This window comes from Pseudomonas sp. NPDC087346 (assembly GCF_044744235.1).
In the GTDB taxonomy this organism is placed as follows: Bacteria; Pseudomonadota; Gammaproteobacteria; order Pseudomonadales; family Pseudomonadaceae; genus Aquipseudomonas.
In genome coordinates this window covers 46,454-66,446 of sequence record NZ_JBIUXX010000018.1, presented here as the reverse complement: position 1 = coordinate 66,446, position 19,993 = coordinate 46,454, and the positions used below count along the sequence as shown (strand labels likewise).

Annotated in this window: 20 protein-coding genes; 8 read left to right on the top strand and 12 right to left on the bottom strand. The window is 59.4% G+C overall.

Annotated elements, in window-relative coordinates:
• Positions 1–5: 5 nt before the first annotated feature.
• Positions 6–1,130 carry a methyltransferase gene (locus ACIOZM_RS13490; RefSeq protein ID WP_401214395.1) on the top strand — a complete coding sequence of 375 codons (1,125 nt, stop codon included), beginning with the start codon at positions 6–8 and terminating at the stop codon, positions 1,128–1,130.
• A 71-nt stretch (positions 1,131–1,201) separates the two neighbouring features.
• On the opposite strand, the gene ACIOZM_RS13485 is transcribed toward ACIOZM_RS13490, so the two are convergent.
• The 4 genes from ACIOZM_RS13485 to ACIOZM_RS13470 form a co-directional block, all read right to left on the bottom strand.
• Positions 1,202–1,369: a DUF2474 domain-containing protein gene (locus ACIOZM_RS13485; protein ID WP_401214393.1), complete on the bottom strand. Its 168-nt coding sequence runs from the start codon at positions 1,367–1,369 to the stop codon at positions 1,202–1,204.
• Positions 1,370–1,433: 64 nt separating this feature from the next.
• Positions 1,434–2,441: a cytochrome d ubiquinol oxidase subunit II gene (cydB, locus tag ACIOZM_RS13480; RefSeq protein ID WP_401214390.1), complete on the bottom strand. Its 1,008-nt coding sequence runs from the start codon at positions 2,439–2,441 to the stop codon at positions 1,434–1,436.
• 3 nt (positions 2,442–2,444) lie between these two features.
• Entirely contained in the window at positions 2,445–3,878 is a 1,434-nt protein-coding gene (locus tag ACIOZM_RS13475; RefSeq protein WP_401214387.1) for a cytochrome ubiquinol oxidase subunit I, read from the bottom strand.
• 245 nt (positions 3,879–4,123) lie between these two features.
• Positions 4,124–4,366: a hypothetical protein gene (locus tag ACIOZM_RS13470; protein WP_401214386.1), complete on the bottom strand. Its 243-nt coding sequence runs from the start codon at positions 4,364–4,366 to the stop codon at positions 4,124–4,126.
• A gap of 64 nt (positions 4,367–4,430) precedes the next feature.
• Here ACIOZM_RS13470 and ACIOZM_RS13465 point away from each other — a divergent pair, with 64 nt between their 5' ends.
• Complete coding sequence (locus ACIOZM_RS13465) at positions 4,431–5,669, top strand: MFS transporter (RefSeq protein ID WP_401214383.1); 1,239 nt, start codon at positions 4,431–4,433, stop codon at positions 5,667–5,669.
• A 6-nt stretch (positions 5,670–5,675) separates the two neighbouring features.
• Here the strand turns inward: ACIOZM_RS13465 and ACIOZM_RS13460 are convergent, their stop codons facing one another.
• Complete coding sequence (locus ACIOZM_RS13460; RefSeq protein WP_401214382.1) at positions 5,676–6,227, bottom strand: DJ-1 family glyoxalase III; 552 nt, start codon at positions 6,225–6,227, stop codon at positions 5,676–5,678.
• A 67-nt stretch (positions 6,228–6,294) separates the two neighbouring features.
• A complete protein-coding gene (locus tag ACIOZM_RS13455) occupies positions 6,295–6,744 on the bottom strand; it encodes a DUF4879 domain-containing protein (RefSeq protein WP_401214380.1) in 450 nt (149 codons plus the stop codon).
• A 224-nt stretch (positions 6,745–6,968) separates the two neighbouring features.
• Here ACIOZM_RS13455 and ACIOZM_RS13450 point away from each other — a divergent pair, with 224 nt between their 5' ends.
• Both ACIOZM_RS13450 and trmA read left to right on the top strand, forming a co-directional pair.
• Positions 6,969–8,264, top strand: a complete 1,296-nt coding sequence (locus ACIOZM_RS13450; RefSeq protein WP_401214377.1) for an NCS2 family permease — start codon at positions 6,969–6,971, stop codon at positions 8,262–8,264.
• Positions 8,261–9,340: a tRNA (uridine(54)-C5)-methyltransferase TrmA gene (gene trmA, locus ACIOZM_RS13445; RefSeq protein ID WP_401214374.1), complete on the top strand. Its 1,080-nt coding sequence runs from the start codon at positions 8,261–8,263 to the stop codon at positions 9,338–9,340. Before ACIOZM_RS13450 ends, trmA begins: the two co-directional genes overlap by 4 nt.
• A 55-nt stretch (positions 9,341–9,395) precedes the next feature.
• Here trmA and ACIOZM_RS13440 read toward each other — a convergent pair whose 3' ends face one another.
• Positions 9,396–9,842, bottom strand: a complete 447-nt coding sequence (locus ACIOZM_RS13440; protein WP_401214468.1) for a DUF2442 domain-containing protein — start codon at positions 9,840–9,842, stop codon at positions 9,396–9,398.
• Positions 9,843–10,126: 284 nt separating this feature from the next.
• Here ACIOZM_RS13440 and ACIOZM_RS13435 point away from each other — a divergent pair, with 284 nt between their 5' ends.
• The 3 genes from ACIOZM_RS13435 to ACIOZM_RS13425 all read left to right on the top strand — a co-directional run bounded on the left by ACIOZM_RS13435 (position 10,127) and on the right by ACIOZM_RS13425 (position 12,470).
• Entirely contained in the window at positions 10,127–11,038 is a 912-nt protein-coding gene (locus tag ACIOZM_RS13435; protein ID WP_401214371.1) for a LysR substrate-binding domain-containing protein, read from the top strand.
• 131 nt (positions 11,039–11,169) lie between these two features.
• Positions 11,170–11,619: a type II 3-dehydroquinate dehydratase gene (gene aroQ / locus ACIOZM_RS13430; RefSeq protein WP_401214369.1), complete on the top strand. Its 450-nt coding sequence runs from the start codon at positions 11,170–11,172 to the stop codon at positions 11,617–11,619.
• Positions 11,616–12,470 (top strand): shikimate dehydrogenase, encoded by an 855-nt coding sequence (locus tag ACIOZM_RS13425; RefSeq protein WP_401214367.1) that lies wholly within the window; start codon positions 11,616–11,618, stop codon positions 12,468–12,470. The genes aroQ and ACIOZM_RS13425 overlap by 4 nt, the downstream gene beginning before the upstream one ends.
• A gap of 61 nt (positions 12,471–12,531) precedes the next feature.
• Here ACIOZM_RS13425 and ACIOZM_RS13420 read toward each other — a convergent pair whose 3' ends face one another.
• Positions 12,532–13,209 carry a TetR family transcriptional regulator gene (locus tag ACIOZM_RS13420; protein ID WP_401214364.1) on the bottom strand — a complete coding sequence of 226 codons (678 nt, stop codon included), beginning with the start codon at positions 13,207–13,209 and terminating at the stop codon, positions 12,532–12,534.
• A gap of 102 nt (positions 13,210–13,311) precedes the next feature.
• Positions 13,312–15,213, bottom strand: a complete 1,902-nt coding sequence (gene quiC / locus ACIOZM_RS13415) for a 3-dehydroshikimate dehydratase QuiC (protein ID WP_401214361.1) — start codon at positions 15,211–15,213, stop codon at positions 13,312–13,314.
• A gap of 270 nt (positions 15,214–15,483) precedes the next feature.
• Between quiC and ACIOZM_RS13410 the strand changes: the two genes are divergently transcribed.
• A complete protein-coding gene (locus ACIOZM_RS13410; protein ID WP_401214358.1) occupies positions 15,484–16,821 on the top strand; it encodes an MFS transporter in 1,338 nt (445 codons plus the stop codon).
• Between the two features lie 110 nt (positions 16,822–16,931).
• Here the strand turns inward: ACIOZM_RS13410 and ACIOZM_RS13405 are convergent, their stop codons facing one another.
• From ACIOZM_RS13405 to ACIOZM_RS13395, 3 genes are all read right to left on the bottom strand, one after another.
• Positions 16,932–17,810, bottom strand: a complete 879-nt coding sequence (locus ACIOZM_RS13405; protein WP_401214356.1) for a DMT family transporter — start codon at positions 17,808–17,810, stop codon at positions 16,932–16,934.
• A gap of 130 nt (positions 17,811–17,940) precedes the next feature.
• Positions 17,941–18,756: a sugar phosphate isomerase/epimerase family protein gene (locus ACIOZM_RS13400; RefSeq protein ID WP_401214353.1), complete on the bottom strand. Its 816-nt coding sequence runs from the start codon at positions 18,754–18,756 to the stop codon at positions 17,941–17,943.
• A 2-nt stretch (positions 18,757–18,758) separates the two neighbouring features.
• On the bottom strand, positions 18,759–19,820 hold the full coding sequence (locus ACIOZM_RS13395) for a Gfo/Idh/MocA family protein (RefSeq protein ID WP_401214350.1): 1,062 nt from the start codon (positions 19,818–19,820) through the stop codon (positions 18,759–18,761).
• Between the last annotated feature and the right edge of the window lie 173 nt (positions 19,821–19,993).

The window sequence follows — 19,993 nt, the reverse complement described above, 5'->3', positions numbered from 1 at the left end:
GCCCCATGCCTTTGCTCGACACGCCTTTCGCCCAGCTCGATCTGATCCGCCAGCCTGAACAGCAGAATGAACCGCTGCAAGCCTTCGATGCGGCTGATGAATACCTGCTCAACCATCTGGCGGCTCAGCAACCGGCGGCAGAATCACGGGTACTGGTGCTCAACGACAGCTTTGGCGCATTGGCTGCAAGCCTGGTGGGCAAGGTCAAGGTCAGCAGCAGCGGCGATTCGTATCTGGCGTTTCAGGGGCTGGAAAAGAATCTGGTGCGTAATGGCCAGGCATTTAATGCCATCAGCGGCATCCCCGCCAGCGCGCCGTTCACTGGGCCTTTTGATCGAGTGCTGATTCGCGTGCCGAAGACGCTGGCATTGCTCGAAGAACAATTGATTCGCCTGCAAGGGCAACTGGCCCCAGGCGCAGAGGTGGTGGCGGCAGCGATGGTCAAGCACCTGCCGCGTGCGGCCGGTGATTTGCTGGAGCGTTACATCGGCCCGGTTCAGGCTTCACTGGCAGTAAAAAAAGCCCGGCTGCTGATCGCCACACCCGAGGCAAAAGCGCCTGCGGTCTCGCCCTACCCTTCGCGTTATCTGCTTGATGAGCCGGCCATCGAACTGCTCAATCACGCCAACGTGTTCTGCCGCGAAGGTCTGGACATCGGTACTCGCGCGTTCCTCCCGCATTTGCCGAAAAATCTGGGATCGGCCCGGGTCGCCGATCTCGGCTGTGGCAATGGCGTCCTGGCCATCGCCAGCGCTCTGCAAAACCCTGAAGCGCAGTACACGCTGGTTGATGAATCATTCATGGCGGTGCAGTCGGCCGCCGAGAACTGGCGAGCGGCGCTGGGCGACCGCGAGGTGATCGTGCGCGCCGATGACGGTCTGGCGGGTCAGGAACCACAATCGCTGGATGTGGTGCTGTGCAACCCGCCATTCCATCAGCAGCAGGTAGTCGGCGACTTCCTTGCCTGGCGCATGTTCCAGCAGGCGCGAGAAGCATTGGTGGTCGGCGGCGCGTTGTACATCGTCGGTAATCGCCACTTGGGTTATCACAGCAAACTGGCGCGGCTGTTCCGCGGTGTCGAGCAAGTCGCGGCCACCCCGAAATTCGTGATTCTCAAGGCGCGCAAGTAAAACCGAGGTCAAAAAAAACCCTCCACAGGGAGGGTTGCAAAACCGCGACCGAGGGCCGCAGGACGGGAATGTCAGTGCGTGGTCAGGCCGGCTGCGTTCATGAACATGCGCATCAGGCTCGCGACGATGAACAGTGCGCCGACGCTACCGACCCAGATCATGGCCAACCAGCCGAGCCGCTGCCACAGCGGTTTTTTTTCGGCTTCTTCAATCTCGTGCAGGGAATGTTTGCCGTTCATTGCTTCATCCTCAGTCAGATCGATGGCGCCGCTACCGACGCCATCGCGGGCAAGCCCACAACCTTTAGTGATAACCGTCTTCGTGGGTAACCTTGCCGCGGAACACGTAGTAGCTCCAGAAGGTGTAACCCAGGATGAACGGGATGATGAACAGCGTACCAACCAGCATGAAGCCCTGACTTTGCGGCGGTGCGGCGGCGTCCCAGATCGAGATCGACGGCGGCACGATGTTCGGCCACAGGCTGATGCCCAGACCGCTGTAGCCGAGGAAGATCAGCACCAGGGTCAGCAGGAACGGCATGTAGTTGGCGTTCCGCGCCACCGCGCGAATCAATCCGTACATAGTCACCAGCACCAGAATCGGCACTGGCATGAACCAGAACAGATTTGGCTTGCTGAACCAGCGAGTGGCTATTTCCGGATGGGCCAACGGCGTCCAGAGGCTGACGATGCCGATCACCGCCAGCAGCACGAAGGCCAGTGGTCGCGCCAGGTTATGCATTTGTTCCTGGAGCTTGCCTTCGGTCTTCATGATCAGCCAGGTGCAACCGAGCAAGGCATACGCCACCACCAGTGCGGCACCGCAGAACAGGGTGAACGGTGTCAGCCAGTCGAGTGAACCACCGGCAAACTGCCGATTGACCACCGGTAAACCGTCGATGAATGCGCCGAGCGCGACCCCCTGAAAAAACGTCGCCGCCACCGATCCACCGATAAATGCCTTGTCCCACAGGTGACGCTTTTCATCGCGGGCCTTGAAACGAAACTCGAACGCCACGCCGCGGAAGATCAAACCGATCAGCATGAAAATCAGCGGCAGGTACAGCGCCGATAACACCACGGAGTAGGCCAGCGGGAACGCGCCAAACAACGCTGCGCCCCCCAGCACCAGCCAGGTTTCATTGCCGTCCCAGACGGGAGCGACGGTGTTCATCATCACGTCACGATCGACTTTGCCGGGGATGAACGGGAAGAGAATCCCGATACCCAGATCAAACCCGTCCATGACCACGTACATCATGATGCCGAAGATGATGATCACGGCCCAGATCAGCGGAAGATCAATACCCATGATTCAAATCTCCTTGGTCAGGCTGGAGCGGTGATCCGCATCGTCGTCAGCAGCTGACAACGGCCGAGCCGGCGTGCGTTTCTGGCCAGGACCACCGTCGTTGGTTTCCTTGCCTTCGTCGGTCTTCGGCCCTTTGCGCACCAGACGCATCATGTAACCCAGACCCGCACCGAACAGCATGAAATACACCACCACAAACATGATCAGCGTGATGCTCATCTGCATGAAGCTGTGATTGGACGAGGCATCCGCCGTGCGCATCAGCCCATAGACCACCCATGGCTGACGACCGATTTCCGTAGTGAACCAACCCGCGAGAATCGCGATCAGGCCGGACGGGCCCATCCACAACGCCAGATACAGGAACGGCCGCGAGGTGTACAACCTGTCGCGCTTGCGCAGCCACAGACTGCACAGACCGGTGAAGATCATCAGGAAACCAAGGCCGACCATGACCCGGAACGACCAGAACACGATGGTCGAATTCGGCCGATCCTCTGGCGGGAACTCCTTGAGCGCCGGCACTTGTTTATCCAGCGAGTGAGTCAGGATCAGGCTGCCGAGGTACGGGATCTCCACGGCGTACTTGGTCCGTTCTTCTTTCATGTCCGGCCAGCCGAACAGGATCAGTGGAGTCGCCTCGTCACCTTTGTTTTCCCAGTGGCCTTCAATCGCGGCGATTTTCGCCGGCTGATGTTCCAGGGTGTTCAGACCATGGAAATCACCGATGACCGCCTGAATCGGCGCAACGATCAGCGCCATCCACATCGCCATCGAGAGCATGGTGCGAATGGCCGGGTTGTCCTTGCCGCGCAACAAGTGCCAGGCCGCTGACGAGCCGACGAAGAACGCCGTGGCAACGAACGCTGCCGTCGCCATGTGCATCAGGCGATAGGGGAACGACGGGTTGAAGATGATCGCCAGCCAGTCAGTAGGAATCACCTGACCGTTGACGATCTCGAAGCCCTGCGGCGTCTGCATCCAGCTGTTGGACGCGAGAATCCAGAACGTCGAGATCAGCGTGCCGATGGCCACCATCACCGTGGCGAAGAAGTGCAATTTGCGTCCGACCTTGTTCCAGCCGAACAGCATCACCCCGAGGAAACCGGCCTCAAGGAAGAACGCAGTAAGCACTTCATAAGTCAGCAACGGCCCGGTGACGGAACCGGCGAAGTCCGAAAAACGACTCCAGTTGGTGCCGAACTGGTAAGCCATGACCAGTCCGGAGACCACGCCCATGCCGAAGTTGACGGCAAAGATCTTCGACCAGAAATGGTAGAGGTCACGGTAGGTGTCGTTATGGGTTTTCAGCCACAGGCCCTCGAGCACCGCAAGGTAGCTCGCCAGACCAATGGTGATGGCCGGGAACAGGATGTGGAACGAGATGGTGAACGCGAATTGAATTCGGGCGAGATCTAGTGCCTCTAAACCGAACATATGGCTTCCTCTGTCAGGTAATACCGGCGTCGGGGCTCGTGGCCCCTGCACCTACTGCCCCCACGGATATGGAGTGCGGCGAATTCGGATTCGTTCTTTTTAAAACCATCGCAGCGCAGGGAGTCTGGCCAACTGGCCGCCGGATCAATTCCGTTTGGGGTCTTGATCTGGATCAAGCAACGTTGAAAGAGTAGTCCCATTTTTGCCGATGAACTGCGTGGTCGTTTGCCGCGTGACAAGTTGCCTCATTGCCGCGGCAATGCTGTGAAATAGATTTCCAGAGGATCACCGAGCATCCTGTGGTGAGGGGATTTATCCCCGTTCGGCTGCGCAGCAGTCGTAAAAACTGGCAACTCAATTCTTCGGAGAGAATCGAAGTGAATGTTTTCAGGGCCGCTTTGCGGCCCATCGGGGATAAATCCCCTCACCACGGGGCTGATTTGTACGCTCGGAATAATCGATGTCTGGCTAACTAAATTTTTCGCCATAGCAACTTCCTGTTACAGACTGGTGATAACCTCGCGGTTCCCCTCGAACCAGACCTGCCCTCAAATGCCCAGCCAAGAGCCTTTGCTGTTACGTCACCATCGCCCCTTTCTAGCTTTCTGGTTCGCGCGGATCTTCACCGCCAGCGGATTTCAGATGCTCACCGTGGCCATCGGCTGGAATCTGTATCAACTGACCGGCAACGTGCTGGATCTGGGATTGGTCGGCCTGGTGGAATTCGCCCCGCGTGTGCTGTTCATGCTGCACACCGGGCATGTCGCCGACCGCTACGACCGCCGCAAAGTCGCGGCAATCTGCCAGTCGTTGCAGGCGCTGATAGCTCTGGCACTGGCGATTGGCAGTGCCACCGATCACGTCACCCGGGAAATGATCTTCATCCTCGCCTTCCTGCTCGGCGCAGCACGCTCCTTTGAAATGCCTACCACCCAAGCGCTGCTGCCGAGCATCGTGCCCAGCGCGCTGTTTCCGCGAGCAGTGGCCGCCGCACAATCGGCGCAGCAATCGGCGACCATCGTTGCTCCGGCCCTCGGCGGTTTGCTCTACGCGTTCGGCAGTGTCTGGGTGTACGGCCCGACGGTGCTGCTTTACGTGATCGCCTGCGCGCTGATGCTCAACCTGCCGGCCCGGCAGACGCCGCTGAACAAAGGCAAAGCCACGCTGGATTCATTGCTGGCCGGGATTCGTTTTATCCGCAGTCGACCGGACATCCTCGGGGCGATTTCGCTGGATCTGTTCGCAGTCTTGCTCGGTGGTGCCACTGCGCTGCTGCCGGTATTTGCCAAAGATATTCTGCTGACCGGCCCTTGGGGTCTGGGCCTGCTGCGCTCGGCGCCAGCGGTCGGCGCATTGCTGATGTCGTTGTACCTCGCGCGATTTGCCGTGGAGCGCAACGTCGGCCGGATAATGTTCACCGCTGTCGGCATTTTTGGCGTGGCGACGATTGCCTTTGGCCTGTCGACCTCGTTCTGGTTCTCGCTGGCAGTGCTGGTGGTGCTCGGCGCGGCGGACATGATCAGCATGGTGATCCGCGCCTCCTTCGTCCAACTGGAAACCCCGGACGAAATGCGCGGCCGGGTCAGCGCGGTGAACGGCCTGTTCATCGGCGCCTCGAACCAGTTAGGCGAATTCGAATCCGGCATCACCGCCCACTGGTTTGGCACCGTGCCAGCGGTGGTCATGGGCGGGATCGGCACGCTGGTGGTCACAGGGACGTGGATCAAACTGTTCCCGACATTGGCCAAGCGTGACCGGATGCATGTGCCGGTGGAAGAGGCGAAGGTCTGAAATACTTCAGATCAACAACTCCCCCGCCACTTTCGCCCTTAAAGCCTTGCCCCCAAGCTGCTCGACCAGCGTCAGGGCAAACGCCAGTGCAGCGCCGGAGCCCTGGGCGGTGACGCAGTTGCCATCGACCACTACCGGCTGGTCGACAAAGGCACAGCCTGACAGTTGATGACTGGCACTCGGCAAACAGGTCATGCGGCGCTGGCGTAATACGCCGAAGGCTTGCAGGGCGACGGCCGGAGCTTCGGCGATGGCGGCGAACAGGCGTCCGGCGCTGGCCTGATCCTTGAGCAATTGCTGGAGTGGTTGATGTGCGGCCAGATGCTGCGCGCCGGTGGGACCACCGGGCAGGACGATCAGGTCGAAGGTCTGCGCCAGCACATCGACCAACATGCCATCGGCAGTCAGTCGTGTGCCACGAGCGCAGGTCAGCATGCGTCGGCCTTCGATGCTGGCTGCGACGACTTCGATCCCGGCCCGGCGCAACACGTCGATCAAGGTCACGCTTTGCAGGTCATCGATGCCCTCGGCAAGGGTAATCAGGACTCTGGAGGTCATGGGCTCAATCCGCTGGGTGACCTTTAAAGCGTAGTCAGGTTTGACCTGCCCGGTTCGACGCAGGCTGTTACTTGATGTAAAGCTGGGTCGACAGGGTGTTGCGCGGGGCGTTGATCGAGGTATTGCTGAAGGTAAAGGTGCCCTCCTGCTTGCCTGCCAGATCGAAGATATAGACAGCGCCAACAGATTTGTGGCCGGGCGTGCACTCGGTCAGGTTACCGTTATTGAAGGCGCAGACCGGTTTTTTAATGCCGTTCACTTCAAAGCCATCCAGCGTGGAGTGTGGCTGATTCTGGCCGTAGCCGATTTCCAGCACATACACCTTGATGCTCGGCCCGCCGTGATTGCACTGGGTCTGCGCCTGACCGTCGGCGATGTCTTCAAGACCACAAGCCGGCGACTGGACCTTGATCACTTTGACTTCGGTCAGTGGCGGCGCCGATGCCGCGAAAACCGCTGGTGCGCCCGCCATCAGCAGCGCCACTAATGCAAAAGCCTTGATCCCGCGCGCGCTCATGTGATGCCTATTCGTCGAAAAAATCAGCGCGCAGTATGGCGCACTTGGCCTGACTGCAAAACTTCGACGACGATCGACACCAACAACCGCCATATTCCTCACGCTGCTGGTATGATGCGCGGCTTTTTCCGACCCACCACAATTTCTCAGGCGCATCCCTCGGTCTGTGCTTTGCTGTTGAGGTCGATACATTCACGGCGCCACGCGCGCCACGGGGAGCAGACATGCTGGAAAGGCTGTTTCAACTCAAGGCACACAACACCAACGTGCGGACCGAGATTCTTGCGGGCGTCACGACCTTCCTGGCCATGGCCTACATTCTGTTCGTCAACCCGAGCATCCTCGGCGAGACCGGCATGGACAAGGGTGCGGTGTTCGTCGCCACCTGTCTGGCAGCCGCCATTGGCTCGACGGTCATGGGCCTGATCGCCAACTACCCGATTGCTCTCGCGCCTGGCATGGGCCTGAACGCCTTCTTCACGTATACCGTCGTCCTGCACATGGGCCACACCTGGCAAGTGGCGCTGGGTGCGGTGTTCATTTCTGCGGTGCTGTTCTTCCTGCTATCGATCTTCCGCATCCGCGAATGGATCATCAACAGCATCCCGCTGCCGCTGCGTTCGGCAATTGCTGCCGGTATCGGCCTGTTCCTGGCGCTGATCGCCCTGCATAACGCCGGTATCGTCGTCAGCAACCCGGCGACCATGGTCGGCCTCGGTGACCTGAAACAACCTGCACCAATCCTCGCTACCCTCGGCTTCGCCCTGATCGTCGCGCTCGAAGCACTGAAAGTACGCGGCGCCGTGCTGATCGGCATTCTGGCAGTGACCATCGTGTCCATCGCCATGGGCTTCACCCCGTTCGGCGGCGTGACCTCGATGCCACCGTCGCTGGCCCCGACCTTCCTGCAACTGGACATCAAGGGCGCACTGGACATCGGTCTGGTCAGCGTGATCTTCGCCTTCCTGTTCGTTGACCTGTTCGACAACTCCGGCACCCTGATCGGCGTCGCCAAGCGCGCCGGCCTGATGGGCAAGGACGGCCACATGCCGAAAATGGGCCGCGCACTGATCGCCGACAGCACCGCCGCCATGGCCGGTTCGCTGCTGGGCACTTCGACCACCACCAGCTACATCGAATCCGCAGCCGGCGTGAGTGCCGGTGGCCGTACCGGTCTGACTGCCATTGTCGTGGCGATCCTGTTCCTGCTGGCGCTGTTCTTCTCGCCTCTGGCGGCCAGCGTTCCGGCTTTCGCTACTGCGCCAGCATTGCTGTTCGTCGCCGTGTTGATGACTTCCGGTCTGGCAGAAATCGATTGGGATGACATCACCGTCGCCGCACCGGTCGTAGTTACTGCGCTGGCCATGCCGTTCACCTACTCGATTGCCAATGGCATCGCCTTCGGTTTCATCTCCTGGACCGTGATCAAGTTGCTGTCGGGGCGTGCTCGTGAGCTGAACCCGGCGCTGGTGATTCTGTCGATTCTGTTTGTGATCAAGTTGGGTTGGTTCAACGCATGACTTTCGATTCCCAGGCCTACGCCGTACAGCTCGAAGAAAAGGTCACGCGCCTGCGTGACCTGCTCGCCCCGTTCGATGCACCCGAGCCGAACGTGTTCGACTCGCCGCTGCAGAACTTCCGCCTGCGCGCCGAATTCCGCCTGTGGCGTGAGGGCGGTGAACGTCATTACGCGATGTTCTCCCAGGACGACAAACGCACGCCGATCCTGATCGAAGAGTTCCCGATTGCCAGCCTGCGCATCAACCAGTTGATGCCGCAATTGAAGGCGGCATGGCAGGCCAGTTCGGCGCTGAGCCACAAGCTGTTTCAGGTGGAGTTCCTGACCACGCTGGCCGGCGACGCGATGATCACTCTGTGCTATCACCGTCCACTGGACGCGCACTGGCATGCAGCCGCAAGCCAACTGGCGGCGGATCTCAACGTCAGTGTGATCGGTCGCTCCAAGGGCAAGCGCGAAGTGATCGGCCTGGATTACGTGGTCGAGAAACTCGACGTCGGCGGTCGCACCTTCAGCTATCGCCAGCCGGAAGGCGCGTTCACCCAGCCCAACGGCACGGTGAACCAGAAGATGCTCAACTGGGCATATGAAGCGCTGGGTGATCGTCCCGACGATCTGCTGGAGTTGTACTGCGGCAACGGCAACTTCACTCTGCCGCTGGCGACCCGCGTACGCAAAGTGCTGGCCACCGAGATCAGCAAGACCTCGGTCAACGCCGCACTGAGCAACCTCAGCGAAAACGCTGTGGATAACGTTACGCTGGTACGTCTGTCCGCTGAAGAACTGACCGAAGCCCTCAACGAAGTTCGCCCGTTCCGTCGCCTGCAAGGCATCGACCTGAAGAGCTACGAGTTTGGTAGCGTATTCGTCGATCCGCCGCGCGCCGGCATGGACCCGGACACCTGCGAGCTGACCCGGCGCTTCGACAACATCCTGTACATCTCCTGCAACCCGGAAACCCTGGCGGCCAACATCGCCCAGTTGCACGACACGCACCGCATCAGCCGCTGCGCGTTGTTCGACCAGTTCCCGTGGACCCACCACATGGAATCGGGTGTGCTGTTGACCCGGCGCTGAGTGCAGATGCCGGATACGAAAAAGCCGTCGTGACTGACGGCTTTTTTGTGCCTGCTTACAAAACGCTATCGGTCTTGCGCGGTCGCCCACCTTTCTTGCCGTTGGCCCGGGCAGCTTCAGACTTTGCCGCGCTGCTCTGGCGTCCGTTGCGCGAAGCAACCACCGAGGCCGCCATGGTCATCAGTGACGGGCTCGCCGAAATCAATCCGGCTATGGAAACATCGAGGTCTTTGCCTTCGTGACAGAGCGCAGTGCCCGCGAAACCGACTTTCAGGTTCTCATAATCGTCTGTATCGAATCCGTCGAACTCCGGATATCGATCCACCGGTAACAGCACACCGCTGCCGTCTTCAAAACGAATGACCAGAGATGCTTTTTCAAAAGTCACAGAAACGGCCTGCAAGCTACTTGCTTGTCGTGCTTCGCCGCGTTTAATGGATGCCTCAAGCATTTCTTCGGTCAATGGACGATGTACGTACGGCTTAGCCTTGATGACTGTCATAACTCGATTTCGACTCCTTCCAATTTGCCTATCAATGTCCTTCATGTTAACCCATCCGTTAGGTTTACTTGTTTCAGGATTCAGCTTTCCTTGCTGATTCCGACCATCGGCTTCAACCACCGAAATCGCGTAACGACTTGCAGCCTAGTGTCAGCCTCATACCAACGCCCGGTCAGTTTCTTGAAAAATGGTAAGCAATCCTTTCCTCGCGTATGTGTATTTCGCCGTCCATATTTGATAAATACCCCGTAAGTCCGCCCATTTGATCCCCGGTGTAATCAATCATGCAGCGACATTTCGACGATCTTCAGTTGGGCAGCATCGAGTTGTTCTGTCTGGCCGCCGAGGCCGGGAGTTTTACCGGGGCGGCGCTGGCGGCAGCGGTGACGCCGGCGGCGGTGAGTCGTTCGGTTTCGCGGATGGAGGAGCGGCTTGGTGTGCGGCTGTTTGCGCGCACCACCCGCAGCGTGAAGTTGACCGATAGCGGCCGGCGTTATTACGAGGAATGCCGTCAGGCACTGGCGCAACTGGTCGAAGCACAGCGTGAAGTCATGGGCCAGCAACTGGCTCCTTCGGGCACTCTGCGCATCAGCATTCCCACGACCTACGCCCACCATCGAATCCTGCCGCTGTTGCCGGCGTTCCGTGCGCGTTTCCCGCAGGTGAAGGTCGATGTGCACATCAGTAACCGCAATATCGATTTCGTCGGCGAAGGTTATGACCTGGCGATTCGGGTGCGGGCGATTCCCGACTCTGGCCTGATTGCCCGGCATCTTGAGGATGCGGCATTGGTGATGGTTGCCAGCCCGGATTACCTGGAGCGTGCGGGCACACCACAGACCCTCGACGATCTTGAGCAACATGACTGCATTCAGTACGAACTGCCCAGCAGCGGGCGGCGAATAACCTGGCTGTTTTATGACCAGGACGCGCCACGGGAGATTCTTGCTGAAGGCAATTACTGCTGCTCGGATGACGTGCTCGGCGGCGTGACCTTGGCCAAAAATGGCGCGGGGCTGTTCCAGACTTATCGCTTTATTGTCGAGAAGGAACTGGCCGACGGCTCACTGCTGGAAGTTCTCAAGCCATATGGCGGGCGTTCGCGGCCATTCACGCTTTTGTATCCGCAGAACCGGCATATGCCACTGCGCGTGCGGGCGTTTATCGACTTTCTGGTTGAGCAGTTGCCGCGTTGATTGTGCGATCACCGCACATAAAAAACCGCCTTCACCGCTGATCAATTGCTTAAAGTAACCATACAGTACAATTTATCTCCACAAGCCGAAACCCTCGGCCAAAGCCAAAAACAATAAGTGGAGTTTCCCCCATGCCTCCTATCGTTCTGGTGCTCAACGGCCCGAACCTTAACCTGCTCGGCACCCGTGAACCGGCAACTTACGGCCACGATACCCTGGCCGATATTTCCGCGCTGTGCGGGCGTACCGCCGAAGAGTTCGGCCTGGCGGTGGAGTTTCGCCAGACCAACCACGAGGGCGAGTTGCTCGACTGGATTCACGGCGCGCGCAACCGTTGCGCCGGGATCGTGATCAACCCGGCCGCCTGGACCCACACTTCGGTAGCGATCCGCGACGCATTGATCGCCAGTGAATTGCCGGTCATCGAAGTGCACCTGTCCAACGTCCACGCCCGCGAACCGTTCCGTCACCACTCTTTCGTCTCGGCCATCGCCACCGCAGTGATGTGTGGTTTCGGCAGTCACGGCTATCGTCTGGCATTGGAACATTTCAGCCAGCGGCTGAAGGGGCAAGCAGCATGAGTCGTCATGACGTGATACTCGCCGGATTGATCGGCGCAGGCATTCAAGCCTCACGCACGCCGGCACTGCATGAACACGAAGGCGATGCGCAGGACTTGCGCTACTTGTATCGATTGATCGACCTCGACGCTTTGAAACTCGACCTCAATGCCCTGCCCGACCTGCTGCTGGCCGCCGAGCGCATGAACTACACCGGGCTGAATATCACTTTCCCGTGCAAGCAGGCGATCTTGCCGCTGCTCGATGAGTTATCGCCGGAAGCTCGGGGTATCGGCGCGGTAAATACCGTGGTTTTGAAGGACGGCAAACGCATCGGCCATAACACCGATTGCCTGGGTTTTGCCGAAGGTTTTCGTCGCGGTTTGAAGGATGTTGCCCGTGAGCGCGTAGTCCAGATGGGCGCTGGTGGCGCTGGTGCGGCAGTGGCTCACGCGCTGCTGAGCGAAGGCGTACAGCAACTGAGCATCTTTGATGTCGACAATGATCGCGCCGAAAGTCTGGCGAATAACCTCAATCAGCATTTCGGTTTCGGCCGCGCAGTCGCCGGACGTGATCAGCCGGGCACATTGGCTCAGGCTGACGGTCTGGTGAACACCACGCCGATGGGCATGGCCAAGCTGCCGGGAATGCCGGTACCGGTCGAACTGCTGCGCAAGGATTTGTGGGTGGCGGAGATCGTATATTTCCCGCTGGAAACCGAGTTGCTGCGCAACGCCCGGGCGCTGGGCTGCCGCACGCTGGATGGCGGTACCATGGCGGTGTTTCAGGCGGTGAAGGCGTTTGAATTGTTCAGCGGCGTGGTACCGGATGCGCAGCGAATGCTCGCGCATTTTCAGAGCATGAATGCTTAAAGATCAAAAGATCGCAGCCTGCGGCAGCTCCTACAGGATCTGCCGCAGGCTGCGATCTTTTTCAGGCCTGCAAATACCGCAGCACCGACTCGCAAATCATCTCGCGATGACGCTGCTTGATACCTTCGTCCGGCAGGTCGACCTGAAAGATCTCGCCAAACGTATGCCGGTTCGACACTCGATAGAAACAGAACGAACTGATCAACAGATGCACATCCAGCGCATTCAACCCGGCGCGGAACACACCTTCTGCGGCACCACGCTCGAGGATCTCGCCGAGTGAATCGAGGATGGTGTTGTTCATCGCCTTGATCGCATCGGAACGCTTCACGTATTCGGCGTTGTGGATGTTCTCGATGCTGACGATGCGCACGAAGTCAACGTTGCGGTCGTGATGGTCGAAGGTGAACTCCACCAGACGCCGAATCGCTACCGCTGGCGAAAGCTCGTCCAGATGCAGGCGGTTTTCGGTGCTGCGAATATCGCCGTAGAGCTTCTCCAGCACCTCGACATACAGCTGCTCCTTACTGCCGAAGTAGTAATAGATCATGCGTTTGGAGGTGTGGATTCGCTCGGCGATCGCATCAACGCGAGCACCGGACAGGCCCTGCTGGACGAACTCGACGATCGCCTCCTGCAGAATGTTTTCGCGAGTCTTTTCCGGGTTGTTCTTGCGACTCTTGCGCGGCTCAACCGCTGGTAAAACGGGGGCTGCGGGGAGTTCTGAAGTCATTGTCATTGCGGGCTCACGGCCATCACTGCACAGGCTGGCGATTATGGGCCGCGCAGCACAGTGAAGGAAGCCGCGCAGCCCGTGTTTAATCCCGCGTTTACGAAATTCCTACAACTTAGCCTGGCGAACTGCGCCACTGCGTGATTTGGCCATCGCCGCCAGACGCACCGCAACGTTCGCCGCGCCGTAACCGGCATAGCCGTTCTTGCGCTGGATGATCTCGAAGAAGAACCGTCCTTCGAACGGCTCGGTGTACACATGAAACAGCTCGCCGCCCTGAGCATCGCGGTCGTAGAGCACGTTGTAATACGCTAGCTCGCTGAGAAACTCGTCGTCGAAATCAAAACGCGCCGCGAGGTCATCGTAATAGTTGAGCGGGATATCCAGCAGCGGCACGCCCGCCTCTTTGGCGCGGCTGACTTGGGCGAAGATGTCGTCACAATCGAAGGCGATGTGATGCACACCCGAACCGCGATAACTCGACAACGCGTGTGAGATCGCGGTGTTGCGGTTCTCGGAAATGTTCAGCGGCAAGCGGATCGAACTGTCACGGCTACGCAGCGCGCGGCTCTTCACCAGCCCATATGGGTCGGGTAATACCACTTCGTCGTCAGCCTCGAAATCCAGCAGGCTTTTATAGAACAGCACCCAACTGTCGAGGCTGTCCGCCGGCAGCGCCATGGCCATGTGGTCGATACGTTTGAGACCGCCCCCCGCCGCAGTGCCCGACAGCAGATTGAAGTCAGTGCCGTAGACATCCGCCTGTTCATCTACCAGATAAATCAGACTGCCATCCGGCGCACGCACCGCCGCGAGTTCCAGTTCATTGGGGCCGACCAGTCCACGATACGGCTGACCTTTGTAGGCAACGGCACGCGCCAGCGCACTGGCACTGTCCTTGACCCGCACGGCGGTGGCGCACAGCGACGGGCCATGCGCCTCGAAAAAACTGTGGCCGAACGAATACGGTTCCGCGTTGAGGATCAGGTTGATGTCGCCCTGACGTAGCAGGCTCACGCTCTTCGAGCGATGCTGGCCGGCCTTGACGAAACCCAGTCGCTCCAGCCAATGGGTGAGTTTGGCGCCAAGCGCCTCGTCCACCGCGAACTCGAGAAACTCGATGCCGTTGTACTCGCTGGCCTTCGGCGTTTCGAAGAGGATTTCGCGGTTGGCCACCGGCTGCGCTTGCTGCTCCAGACGCTGGCGGGTTTTCTCTTCCAGATACAGCAGCGAGCGCAAACCGTCGGCAGCATTGGCCCGTGGCGGCGCGGCGCGAAAACCATCGTTGAAAATTTCCAGCGACAGCGGCCCGTTGTAGCCGCTCTGGATGATCGGAGCGAGGAACCCTGGCAAGTCGAATTCGCCCTGCCCCGGGAAACAACGGAAATGCCGGCTCCACTCCAGCACGTCCATTGCGAGGATTGGCGCGTCGGCCATTTGTACGAAGAAGATTTTGTCGCCAGGAATCTCGGCTATCGCAGCAGGATCGCCCTTGAGTGACAGCGTATGAAAACTGTCGAGCAGCACGCCGAGGCTCGGGTGATCGGCCTGGCGCACGATGTCCCAGACCTGTTGATAAGTATTGACGTGACGGCCCCAGGCCAATGCTTCGTAACCGATGCGCAGTCCGCGAGCACCGGCACGCTCGGCCAGCAAACGCAGGTCATCGATGAGGATGGGCTGATCGCCGACGCTGTCCGGTGATGCGTTGCTGCACACCAGCACCAGGTCGGTGCCCAGTTCCTGCATCAGATCGAACTTGCGTTCGGCCCGATCCAGATTGCGCGCCAGTCGATCACGGCGGCAGCCTTCGAAGTCGCGGAACGGCTGAAACAGGGTGATGGCGATCCCGAGATCGGCGCACATCTGTTTAATTTCCCGGGGACTGCCGTCGTAGTACAGCAGATCGTTTTCAAAAATCTCCACCCCGTCGAACCCGGCGGCGGCAATGGCTTCGAGTTTTTCCGGCAGGGTGCCGCTCAAGGAAACGGTGGCAATGGAACGCTGCATGCTTCAACTCCCGGACTGCGCCGCTTTTTAGCTGGGATGGTTTTTGTAGTGAGGGAAATTATTGGCTGCATCGTCTTCAGCAGCAATTTAAAGTGTACTAGCCGGTTAGTTTTGCGTGCGATTATCGAACACAATGGCGGTTTGGCGAATTGACGATTTTTCACCCACTGCCCACCATCGGCTGCACATTGCAGTCCGGAAATGAACCACCGGTCGCGGTGTTGAAAACAAAAGAACACCAAATAACAAATCCAAAAACGGGTGGAACACATGATTCCTTCACAGACTTCCCGCATGGCTCCGGCCATGAGCACTGCCACGGGTGGCATCGGCGACAAGATCCGCGGCGCCATGGCCGTCGGCAAAACCCGTTGGGGCATGCTGGGTCTGGTGTTTTTTGCCACCAACCTGAATTACATCGACCGCGCCGCCCTCGGCGTCATGCAGCCAATCCTCGCCAAGGAAATGAGCTGGACGGCGATGGACTACGCCAACATCAACTTCTGGTTTCAGGTCGGCTACGCCATCGGCTTCGTGCTGCAAGGACGGTTGATCGACCGGGTCGGGGTCAAGCGCGTGTTCTTCTGCGCGGTCCTGCTCTGGAGCCTGGCCACCGGCGCCCACGGTCTGGCGACTTCAGCGGTCGGCTTCATGGTCTGTAGGTTCATCCTCGGTCTGACCGAAGCGGCGAACTACCCGGCCTGCGTGAAAACCACGCGGCTGTGGTTCCCGGCCGGCGAACGTGCGGTCGCCACTGGCATCTTCAACGCTGGCACCAACGTCGGCGCGATGTTCACCCCGATGCTGTTGCCGCTGATCCTCCACGTATGGGGCTGGCAGGCAGCGTTTCTGTGCATGTCGGCACTCGGCGGGATCTGGCTGCTGTTCTGGGGTCTGAAATACTTCAACCCGGAAGACCATCCGAGTGTGAAACAGTCGGAACTGGACTACATCCAGCAGGAAGTCGAGCCGGAACAGACTGCCGTACCGTTCTCGAAAATCCTGCGCATGCGCGGCACCTGGGCTTTCGCCCTCGCCTATGCGATGACCGCGCCGGTGTTCTGGTTCTACCTGTACTGGCTGCCGCCGTTCCTTAATCAGCAATACAACCTGGGGATCAACGTGACCCAGATGGGTATCCCGCTGATCATCATCTACGTCACCGCCGACTTCGGCAGTGTGGGTGGCGGCATTCTGTCGTCGTTCCTGATCGGTCGCGGTATGAACCCGATCAAGGCGCGGTTGCTATCGATGTTCCTGTTCGCCTGCTGCATCATCGGCGTGATCATGGCCGCCGGCTCCGCCAATCTGTGGGTCGCCGTCGCCGCGATCTCGCTGGCCATCGGCGCGCATCAGGCCTGGACCGCGAACATCTGGAGCCTGGTGATGGACTACACGCCCAAGCACATGATGAGCACGGTGTTTGGTTTCGGCGGCATGTGCGCAGCGATTGGCGGGATGTTCATGACGCAGATCGTCGGCCATATCCTGACCGTCACCAACAACAACTACACCGTGCTGTTCACCCTGATTCCGGCGATGTACTTCATCGCCCTGACCTGGATGTACTTCATGGCCCCGCGCAAGATCCCGACCATCTCCGAATAAACTATCGACACCGATCCATTGTGGGAGCCAGCCTGCTGGCGATGACGGCGCGTCATTCAACACTGTAGTTGACTGACACACCGCTATCGCCAGCAGGCTGGCTCCCACAGTCATTTACGGCTTTGTTGCCAGGCCGCCGCCAGTCCGCTGCAACAGATGACTGCGATGCCGATCACCGTCAGCAGCGTCGGCGTGTGGGCAAACACCAGCCACCCCAACAACCCGGCAAACACAATCTGGCAGTAACCGAACGGTGCCAGCAAGGCCGGCGCCGCGTGTCGAAATGCCTGGGTCAGAAACAAGTGCGCGGTCATCCCGCAACTGCCCAGCGCCAGCATCAGCACCGCATGGTTCAACGTCGGCACTTGCCAGAAGAACGGCACCAATGCGCTCATCACCAAGGTGTTGCACAGCCCGGCAAAAAAGTTGCTGGTGGTCGGGCTGTCGATCTCGGCGAGCTTGCGGGTGAGCAACTGATAGAAACAGAAAAACAGCGCCGAGCAGAACGGCAGCAACACCGCCGGCGTGAACAGTTCACCGCCCGGGTGGACGATGATCAGCACGCCGATAAAACCACAGATCACCGCAATCCACTGGCCGCGAGTCACTCGTTCCTTGAGCAGCGGCACCGACAGCGCGGTCACCAGCACCGGGGCCAGGAAGTTAACCGCTGTGGCTTCCGCCAACGGGATGTACAGCAGCGCCGTGGTGAAAAACAGACTGGTGCCGAGCAGGCACAACGCGCGCGCCAACTGCCATAACGGTCGCTTGGTGCGCAGCACGCGCAACCCGGACTGCGGCAGGAAAATCCCCGCCATGAGCAACGTGTGCACCAGGTATCGGGCCCAGACCACCATCACAATCGGATAAAACCCCGAGAGGTACTTCGACAGCGCGTCATGGCTGGAGAACAGGAAGGTCGCGACAACAATCAGCAAGATCCCTTTGAAGGGTTGGTTGACACCGGAGAGCGGAGTGCTGACGGTCATTGGGTTTCCTTGTCTTGCATAAAAAAGTCAAAAGCTTCGTCGCAATGCCGCCCAGACCAAGCCACGCATCCACAGGACTTCGCAAAACCTGTGGGAGCGTGGCTTGCCCGCGATAGGTGCGCAGCACCGCTTACAGCCGCGCCAACAATTCCCGCGTTGCATTCAACGCCATCTGCGCCCGCTGCAATCCGCTCACGCCTTGCTCCAGCAGTTTTACCGTGGGGATTTCCAGACTCAAGGGAATGTTAGCCGGTAGACACCGCAGCAACCCGGCCAGATCACAATCGCCCTCGCCGGGAAACCGTCGCTCGTTACGCGCCTGACGCAAGATCTCGGCCATGTCCGCAGGCCTTGGCCCGGCGACATCGCACAATTGCGCATAACGCAGTCGCGAAGCCGGCACCTTCGCCAGATCATCCAGACGCGAGGCCGAACGGTCGAAGTGAAATGCATCCACCAGCACCGCACCGTTTTCTCGCCCGGCGTTGTCGACGATACGCACTGCTTGCTCAAGGTTGCGCGCATCGGTCCACGGCATGAACTCCAGATGCGGATGCAAGCCATAAGGCGCCGCCAGATCACACAGCGCTGCGAAGTTATCGGTCAGCCGCTGCTCGTCGGGATCGTTTCCGGCGATCAGCAATTCACTGGCAGAAAACTCCGCGCCGACGCTGAGAATCCTCTCGAAATCCGCGACCACGGTCTGCGGTTTTAGCCGAAGGATTTCCACGTCGAGTACCCGGATACCCGTATCGCGCAAACGCGCCAAAGTCTGCCGGCGAAGATCGGCATCGGCCACCAGCGCAAAGTGATATTCCTCAGGCGTTGCTGGTTCCAGGCGCAAACCAACATGGCTGTAACCGGCGCGGGCAGCGACCTCGACCATTTCCGGTGGCGACAACTCAAGCACCGTCAGACTGGCTAGAGACAGGATTCGTGGGGGCATGTTCATTCCTCGATCAGCTCGGGTGTGCAGGCGCGACCGCTGGTGGCGGCCTGTTGAATCGCTTCAACCAGCGCCAGCGTGCGGGTTGCATCAGCGGCACTGACCAGCGGCTCGATCTCACGCCGCGCCACGCGTACAAAATGCTGTAACTGCAAGCGTAAAGCTTCGTCTGCGATGTAGGGCTCTTCGACTGCCAACAACGGCTCATGCCATCCGGCGTCTAATTGATCAGCAGCGTAATGCCAGCGCTTGAGTTGCGGAATGCTCAACGCACCAGCAGTGCCGGCCAGCAGATAACAGGGTTGATCGGCCTGACGCGGGTACGCCGGGTTCTCACCGGAATCGAGTTCCCAACTCCACGGCGCGGCCACCGCGTCAGAACCGGTCAGCGTACCCAGCGTTCCACCCTCGAACTGCAACAACACCGCCGCGCTGTCGGCATTGGCGAAACCGCGTATCGAACTGTCAGTGATGGCCTGCACCGAGCGCACTTCGCCGCAGAGATGCCGAAGTAGATCGAGGTCATGAATCAGGTTGGTCAGCAGCATTCCGGCACCGACCTCGCGACGCCACGGGACCTCGAAATAACTGTCGGGTTTGCGTAGCTGAAACAGCGCGGTGACCAACGTCAAACGTCCGAGCGCTCCACCTTTTACCAACTCATGAGCACGGACGATCAGCGGGTTATGCCGTCGATGATGGCCGACCAGCACCGGTACCCCTGTGGATTTCACCGCTGCAACCAGAGTCCGCGCTTCATCCAGATTGACCCCGACCGGTTTCTCCAGCAGCACTGGAACACCAGCGGCGAGGCAATCGAGCGCGGTGCTGACATGTTGATTGTTCGGGTTGGCGACAATGACCGCGTCCGGCCGCGCCTGCTCCAGCATCTGCCGGTGATCGGCGAAATGCGCGACCGCCCATTCAGCCGCCAGCGCCGACGCCTGCGGGCCTGGATCGGCGACGGCACACAAGGTCGCGTCGGTGAGAGATTGCAGGTGTCGGTAATGTTGCTGACCCATGTTGCCAACGCCGATCAGGGCGATTCGCAGGGGAGAATTCAAGACGTGGTCCTCTTGTGATTGTTGTGGGGAAACACTTAATCAACAATTTAGAACCGAGTTCCAGATTCTCACAGCCAGCACCAATGATAGTGTGCGAACACCGCACAACTTCACCCAACACAAAACCCTGTAGGAGTGAGCCTGCTCGCGATAGCGGTGTACCAGTCACCCAA

Excerpts from the sequence above, each read along its gene's own strand:
- ACIOZM_RS13460 (WP_401214382.1), bottom strand. The coding sequence starts at position 6,227 with ATGACCTCCAGAGTCCTGATTACCCTTGCCGAGGGCATCGATGACCTG.
- ACIOZM_RS13420 (WP_401214364.1), bottom strand. The coding sequence starts at position 13,209 with ATGACAATGACTTCAGAACTCCCCGCAGCCCCCGTTTTACCAGCGGTT.
- ACIOZM_RS13475 (WP_401214387.1), bottom strand. The coding sequence starts at position 3,878 with ATGTTCGGTTTAGAGGCACTAGATCTCGCCCGAATTCAATTCGCGTTC.
- aroQ (WP_401214369.1), top strand. The coding sequence starts at position 11,170 with ATGCCTCCTATCGTTCTGGTGCTCAACGGCCCGAACCTTAACCTGCTC.
- quiC (WP_401214361.1), bottom strand. The coding sequence starts at position 15,213 with ATGCAGCGTTCCATTGCCACCGTTTCCTTGAGCGGCACCCTGCCGGAA.
- ACIOZM_RS13410 (WP_401214358.1), top strand. The coding sequence starts at position 15,484 with ATGATTCCTTCACAGACTTCCCGCATGGCTCCGGCCATGAGCACTGCC.
- trmA (WP_401214374.1), top strand. The coding sequence starts at position 8,261 with ATGACTTTCGATTCCCAGGCCTACGCCGTACAGCTCGAAGAAAAGGTC.
- ACIOZM_RS13485 (WP_401214393.1), bottom strand. The coding sequence starts at position 1,369 with ATGAACGGCAAACATTCCCTGCACGAGATTGAAGAAGCCGAAAAAAAA.
- ACIOZM_RS13440 (WP_401214468.1), bottom strand. The coding sequence starts at position 9,842 with ATGACAGTCATCAAGGCTAAGCCGTACGTACATCGTCCATTGACCGAA.
- ACIOZM_RS13425 (WP_401214367.1), top strand. The coding sequence starts at position 11,616 with ATGAGTCGTCATGACGTGATACTCGCCGGATTGATCGGCGCAGGCATT.
- cydB (WP_401214390.1), bottom strand. The coding sequence starts at position 2,441 with ATGGGTATTGATCTTCCGCTGATCTGGGCCGTGATCATCATCTTCGGC.
- ACIOZM_RS13450 (WP_401214377.1), top strand. The coding sequence starts at position 6,969 with ATGCTGGAAAGGCTGTTTCAACTCAAGGCACACAACACCAACGTGCGG.
- ACIOZM_RS13470 (WP_401214386.1), bottom strand. The coding sequence starts at position 4,366 with ATGGCGAAAAATTTAGTTAGCCAGACATCGATTATTCCGAGCGTACAA.
- ACIOZM_RS13400 (WP_401214353.1), bottom strand. The coding sequence starts at position 18,756 with ATGCCCCCACGAATCCTGTCTCTAGCCAGTCTGACGGTGCTTGAGTTG.
- ACIOZM_RS13465 (WP_401214383.1), top strand. The coding sequence starts at position 4,431 with ATGCCCAGCCAAGAGCCTTTGCTGTTACGTCACCATCGCCCCTTTCTA.
- ACIOZM_RS13490 (WP_401214395.1), top strand. The coding sequence starts at position 6 with ATGCCTTTGCTCGACACGCCTTTCGCCCAGCTCGATCTGATCCGCCAG.
- ACIOZM_RS13455 (WP_401214380.1), bottom strand. The coding sequence starts at position 6,744 with ATGAGCGCGCGCGGGATCAAGGCTTTTGCATTAGTGGCGCTGCTGATG.
- ACIOZM_RS13435 (WP_401214371.1), top strand. The coding sequence starts at position 10,127 with ATGCAGCGACATTTCGACGATCTTCAGTTGGGCAGCATCGAGTTGTTC.
- ACIOZM_RS13405 (WP_401214356.1), bottom strand. The coding sequence starts at position 17,810 with ATGACCGTCAGCACTCCGCTCTCCGGTGTCAACCAACCCTTCAAAGGG.